This is a genomic window from Sphingopyxis sp., from assembly GCF_036402335.1.
In the GTDB taxonomy this organism is placed as follows: domain Bacteria; phylum Pseudomonadota; class Alphaproteobacteria; order Sphingomonadales; family Sphingomonadaceae; genus Sphingopyxis.
The window spans coordinates 1-5,827 of the sequence record NZ_DASWTD010000666.1; the positions used below are offsets into that span (position 1 = coordinate 1).

The 5,827-nt window shown below is 63.9% G+C and carries 8 protein-coding genes; 7 read left to right on the plus strand and 1 reads right to left on the minus strand.

All coding sequences use genetic code 11. The features are described from left to right. The 7 genes from VGD20_RS21395 to VGD20_RS21425 all read left to right on the plus strand — a co-directional run. Positions 1-769, plus strand: a 769-nt coding sequence (locus tag VGD20_RS21395; protein WP_331136388.1) for a hypothetical protein, incomplete at its 5' end; no start/stop codon positions are given. A gap of 143 nt (positions 770-912) precedes the next feature. Continuing rightward, complete coding sequence (locus VGD20_RS21400) at positions 913-1,272, plus strand: hypothetical protein (protein WP_331136389.1); 360 nt, start codon at positions 913-915, stop codon at positions 1,270-1,272. Beyond that, positions 1,269-1,886, plus strand: coding sequence for a DUF4189 domain-containing protein (locus VGD20_RS21405; protein WP_331136390.1), 618 nt, complete (start codon positions 1,269-1,271; stop codon positions 1,884-1,886). The genes VGD20_RS21400 and VGD20_RS21405 overlap by 4 nt, the downstream gene beginning before the upstream one ends. Before the next feature lie 38 nt (positions 1,887-1,924). Further along, complete coding sequence (locus VGD20_RS21410) at positions 1,925-2,953, plus strand: hypothetical protein (protein ID WP_331136391.1); 1,029 nt, start codon at positions 1,925-1,927, stop codon at positions 2,951-2,953. Positions 2,954-3,138: 185 nt separating this feature from the next. Then, a complete protein-coding gene (locus VGD20_RS21415; RefSeq protein ID WP_331136392.1) occupies positions 3,139-3,612 on the plus strand; it encodes a hypothetical protein in 474 nt (157 codons plus the stop codon). Positions 3,613-3,865: 253 nt separating this feature from the next. Then, complete coding sequence (locus tag VGD20_RS21420) at positions 3,866-4,630, plus strand: hypothetical protein (protein WP_331136393.1); 765 nt, start codon at positions 3,866-3,868, stop codon at positions 4,628-4,630. 55 nt (positions 4,631-4,685) lie between these two features. Beyond that, a complete protein-coding gene (locus VGD20_RS21425; RefSeq protein WP_331136394.1) occupies positions 4,686-4,997 on the plus strand; it encodes a BA14K family protein in 312 nt (103 codons plus the stop codon). 191 nt (positions 4,998-5,188) lie between these two features. Here VGD20_RS21425 and VGD20_RS21430 read toward each other — a convergent pair whose 3' ends face one another. Next, complete coding sequence (locus tag VGD20_RS21430) at positions 5,189-5,767, minus strand: tetratricopeptide repeat protein (protein ID WP_331136395.1); 579 nt, start codon at positions 5,765-5,767, stop codon at positions 5,189-5,191. Positions 5,768-5,827: the final 60 nt, after the last annotated feature.

The window sequence follows — 5,827 nt, forward strand, 5'->3', positions numbered from 1 at the left end:
GTCGGTCAACACCGACAGCGAGAGCGCCGATTATGCGCGGATCGATGCTGTGCTGGTGGAGGCGCTACGCCTGCGCCCGGCGATGCCCTTCGCCCCTGCGGAAGCTTCGATGGATCCTTCGCCCTGGCTTGGCAGATATGTGCCTGCCCCTAGCCGCTTCGCGATCCAGAGCTATCCCGATCTCCTGACCGGCGGCTTCTCGCTGACTTCGCACAGCGGCGGCTTTGCGCTCACGCCTTTCATGGGCAGCGCGATCGGTCTCGCTCCCGCCGGCGGCCATCTGCTCCGCGCCGACGGATGCGTGGCACCGTCGCACATCCTGTTGCGCGATGCAGACGGGACGCCGATGCTGAGCGACGGAATGCGAAGCTTCCGGCTGATCGGCACGGCCGAACTGACCTTGCTCTGGCTGGCGCTCGGACTCGGCGTGGCCGGGCTCCTCTATTTTCTGGTCGTGGCGCCGATTCTGGCGTGGCGACATGGCCGCGCGGTGATCGGGCCGGGAACCGGAGGTGTGCTGGGGCTCGTGGGCGCAGCGCTGGTCTTCCAGCGCCAGTCCTTCGCCAGCCTGGGCGATTCGAGCCTCGCGAACATGGCGCTTGCCGCAGCTACGCTTCTGCTTCCGCTTGCGATGGTGTGGCAGGCTATCGCCGCGATCGCCGCGCGGCACATGCATTGGCGCCCGACATTGATCGCGAGCCTCGTGGTGCTGGTACTTTGCGCGACGCTCGCCGCGCATGGGCTGATGCCGCTCATGCTGTGGCGCTAGCCGGGGAGATCGATCTTGACCTTTTCACGATGGCAAGCCGCACCACGGCCTTTGGCAAAACTTTCCGGCTGTGATGGGGTGCACAGAATGTCCCGGTGATTTTCATATCCGTTTGAAACAGCTAAATATTTGGAGCCGATATCATGAGAAGCACCCTTCTTTCCCTGACTGCTTTGCTGATCGTTTCGACACCGGCAGCCGCGAAGAAACAGCCTGCCGAGCCGCCTGCGCCTGCGGCGCAACCCGCCAAGCCGGGGCCCAAGGTCCATGTCTCGGAAGCGGTCGATACCAGCGAATGCATGTCGGTCGCGTCGAAGAAGAGCGGGCTGGGCGGTCTTGTCGGCGGCATCGTCGGCCTTGTCGCGGGCGACGCCACCGTCGCGATGGCGGGCGCCGCGGCGGGCAGTATCGCTGCCGACAAGATCGACCGCAAATCGGGCTGCGCGCCGAAAGCGGCGATCGCCGGTGACGAGGGCGCAATGAAGAAGGGAGGAAAGAAATGATCCGTTCCTCCTCCCATACCGTGCCGCGCGGCAGATCATGGCCTCTTCTCGCCGGTATCGCGATGGCGGCGGGCGCGGCGCTGTTCCTCCTGGCGCGGCCCGAACCTGCGCTTGCCGAGAATGGCTGTCCCTTCGGTCATATGCCGGTCCAGGAAAGCTACCAGCAGAATGGAAACACCTATCAGCGCGTGATCTGCGTGCCCGGCGGCAGCGAACAGGCCGCGGCGGCGGGGCCGGCAGCCCCGCCGCCGCCCAAATTTACCGTCGACAAGGCATTTGGCGCGCTCGCCTACGACAGCGCGAATGCAAGCTGGTCGACCGGCAATTACTATCGCTCGGAGAAAAAGGCCGCAGCAGGCGCGCTTGCGCATTGTCGCGAAGTCGCGGGCAGCAACTGCTCGCTGATGCTCAGCTATTCGAACCAGTGCGCCGCGGTAGCGCGCGCGGTAAGCAAGGGCGCCGCCGTTCCGGGAAGCGACAGCGCCAATACCGGCAGCTCGAAGGAAGAGGCCGAAGCCAATGCGGTCAAGGCCTGCCGCAGCGACTGGAGCACGAACAGCTGCACCGTCATCCTGTCCGATTGCAGCCATCACAGCGTCCGTCAGGTCCAGTGATGACGGGTGCGGGACGGATATGGCCAATGGAGAATCACATGAAGAAGATCGGGCTGGCCTGGGCGGTCTTGATGACGGGCGTGTCGTCGACCGCCGCGGCGGGCGACTGGTGGCTAGTCCATAGCGGCGGTACGAAACCGGCCCGTGTGTCGGTCGCGGTCGAGGAGGGCAGCATCCGGCCGGTCCCTTTCGCCGATAATATGTACAGGCTCGAGAGCATCGTCGTTCTCGAGGGCGCGAAGCAGCCGGCATGGGTCACCTCGAATGTGACGGTCGATTGCAACGCCCAAAAGATCAAGGAAGAGCTGATTCAGATCACGCCGCGCGGCGGCGCCCTCCAGCGCGCGCCCGACCGTCCGTTCCGCGCATTCGAGGACGAAGCCGACGCCAGGGTCGCAGCCTTCGCCTGTTCGATGGGGTCGGCGAGCGAAGCGGCGCGCGTCGCGATGCGCAAGGAAATGGCGGGCGGCATCCGCTATCTCGGCGATCTCACGATCATCGGGGTCGAGGAGCGGGTCTGGGCTTCGCTCTGGGCCGACGGCAAGCGTCCAGCCGATGCCAATGTCCGCTCGATCGAGGAGCAGGAACGCGTTCTGGCAGACCTTGCCGAACGGCGGAAGCGTGCGCTGAGCGAGGCCGGAGCCGTGGCCGATCGCGTCATGGCGACCGAGGCGGCAGAACGCGAGGAGAGAGACCGGTTCGCGGCGCGCGAGAAGCGCGAGCCGGTGCCTGTCCGCCGCAGCCTTGAACCGTGGATCGGACATCGCGATACCGAACTGGTGAGCCGTTGGGGCACGCCGACGCGCTACGAGGACGAGGGGGCCCGGCGTCTCGTCCATTATTATAGGACGAGCGCTGTCACGGGTCCCGATCCCTCCGGAGGCTGCGGCGCGGGCAATATGCATGTGCCCGATCCGAACTCGAAAAACGGCGGCATGATGTGTGTCGGGGGCGGACCGGCCCGATCGGACACCGCGATCGATTGCACCGCGAGCTTCGAGGTCCGCGGCGGCACGATCGTCGACTATTTCACGAGAGGCAGCTGCGCCGCGGTACTGGGCCGGTGAGACTGATGGGCAGGCCAGTCAATATTTTGCAACGCCGCCCCGCATCTCCGTCCCGAAATGCCTGCAGGAGACCGAATTTGCGCTTTGACTGTCGCATTGCCTTTCGCTTCACGAGCCTCATCCTTTCGGTCGTAGCCGGCGCTGCGGCACCCGCTTTCGGGAAAATATCTCAGGAACGGCCCGCATTGCGGGTGCCGCCGGTCGAGGAAGAACGATCGCCGTCGGAAAAGCTGGAACTGGCAATCCGCAACCTTTTCGAACTGCTCGCGCATCCTGACCCAAGCTATCAGCCTTTCGTCCATTTTACGGAGCGGACTCGCCTGTTCTTTGTCGTCACGCAACCCGGCGGTCTTGCCGAGACAAAAATGTTCGAAGGGGAACCGGCGCGCCGCTCGCTCACCGCGATGTTCGGCCCGAAGCCGGATATTTCCTTCTCATTCGGCCAGCCGGAGGTCGACGTCGACGGCGCGTTCGGCCGCGCCCGACTGAGGATCATGGTAAAAGGAGGGGCCAAGTCCCCCGATTGCGGATTCGCCTATGTCGATGCGGTGCTCGCACCGCCCGGCAAATGGGCGCGAGCGGCCACGCAAGGGCAATGGCAGTTCACGCAGGTCACCGTGTCGTTCGAAAAAATCAGTCTCAAGCCATGCCCGTCCTGACCGCTGGTCCGAGCCGGGGACGCGCCATGGGCACGCGTTGCGAAAGCAATATCAAAAAGAGGACCAACACATGTTTCGCACAGTAGCAACACGCAAGATCGGACAGCTTCTTGCTGTCACGCTGGCCTGGTGTCTCTGGCCGACATCGGCCGAGGCGCAGGTCTATCCCTGCAGCGGCCAAGGACCAGGCCCCGGAGAAAGGGCGGTCGGGTCGGCCCCGCCCCCGCCCAATTCGCCCCAGGGAACTCCGCCCTTGCTGCTGTGCACGCGCGACGGCGGCGGCATGTCGGCACCGTACCCCTCGGGCCCGACAAACAGCCATGCGGCGATCGGCTGGCATCCCGACGTCGCCGACATCTGGGTGGACGGCAATTACATCAACGGCGCCTGGGCCCCAAAGCAGGAGGTGGTCTGGATGTGCAACAACATGATGGGTGCGCTGGGTGCCGGCTGCGAGGTCGCCACCTCATGGTCCAACTCTTCGATGACCGTCTTTCGCGACAAGGAAGGCTATTTTTATACCGGGTGGAACGGCGAAGGCGGGGCGGACCGAAAGCGGGTTTTTGCTGAATGCTCGGCCAAGCAATTGTTGCCCTGCGAGGTCTTTGCGACCGTTCGCTCCAGCTCAGGCAAAAAGGAGCCCAAGCCCGGCGCGCGAAAGCTGTATGCGGCGGCGGCGGCCGTAAAGGGCCGCGATGGCTATGACGGAAGACTCTATATCGTAAGCGGATTTCAAACGGCGAGCGGCGTATCCGCTGCTGCCCAAAAAGCCTGCTCCGATATGGCAAAGCGTCCGTGCGAGACCCGGGCGCTGTCCGGTAACGGATTTATTCAGGCGTATCGACTGAACGATAACGACGACCGGGCGACCGCCGAGACCTCGGCCAAGCGCGCGAAGCAAGCGGCGGAGCTCGACTGCAAGCAACAGCGTGCGACGTGCAAGCTGCAGGCTTCGTTCGACAGCCGCAAGCCCGGACTGTTCGTTCACGACTTCGCGACCGGATATACGCACAAATAACCGGGTCATCTTTCACTTCCACATTTTGACATTCATCTTGAAAAGGAGATGTTCGATGCGTTTCTTACAATATGTCGCGATTGCCGGCCTCGTAACCAGCCTTGGCGCCGCCGGCATCGCACCTGCCTCTGCCCAGTTGATCGACGCCGGCCAGCAGGCAATGATAATGCACCAGGGCAATTTGCTGGAACAGCAGACCGCGCCGAATCGAGGCAAGCCGGCCAAAGGCAAGTCCACGAAACGCGGGGCGACCGTCAAATCGACGCGGTCCCATCAACGCGCATGCGCCGCACGCTATCGTAGCTATGACTCGCGGACCGATACATTTTTGGCGCGGCCGGGCGTTCGATTGCGCTGCAAACTCTAGCCAGCAGGGCGAGCCTGGCGCTGCAGCATAGCGCTTTCCCGGAGGTGGCTGCGCCGAGTTCGTGCGCATTGACAGCAGTTTGATTACGCTGCCTGATCCCGGCGGCATAATCATCGATTGTCATGCCCACCGCCGACCAGGCAGGGAAGCCCGCGGGATTCATTCCGGCTGTTTCGGGAGATCGAATTCGATCATTGGGGATTCGCGGCGATCCAGTCTTGCGCGGTGGGGTATCCCTGCTCCGCCGCGATGCCGATAAGACGCCGCCCTTCGACCGGATCCCGGGCTCCGCACTGCGTGCCGGCGATGAGGCACGTGCCGATCCGGAAGTGCGCTTCGGGGTTCCCGCCGGCTGCGGCCTGGCGATAGAGCGCGATTGCCAGCGCCGGATCGCGCGTGACGCCCAGGCCTTTTTCATGGAGGATGCCAAGCCTGACCTGCGCATTCGCATAACCCTGATCGGCGGCGCGCCGATACCAACGGGCCGCTTCGATGTGATTCTGCACGACACCGAGGCCCTTTTCATAAATCAGTCCAAGGCCCGTCTGAGCATCGAGGCTGCCCTGGTCGGCGGCGAGCCGGAACAGACGCGCCGCCTCCTTATAGTCCTTAGCGACGCCGAGGCCTTCCAAGTGCAATATGCCTAGATTTGCCTGTCCATCCCCATCACCGCTGTTCGCTGCACGGCGAAAGAGCTCAGCTGCTGCTGGGTAATCAAGGGGCACGCCGGAGCCGGCGACATGAAGAAGGCCAAGGCCAACCTCTCCCACGGGGTTCTCCTGATCAGCCGCAAGCCGGAACCAGCGAGCCGCCTCGACGTGATCCCGATC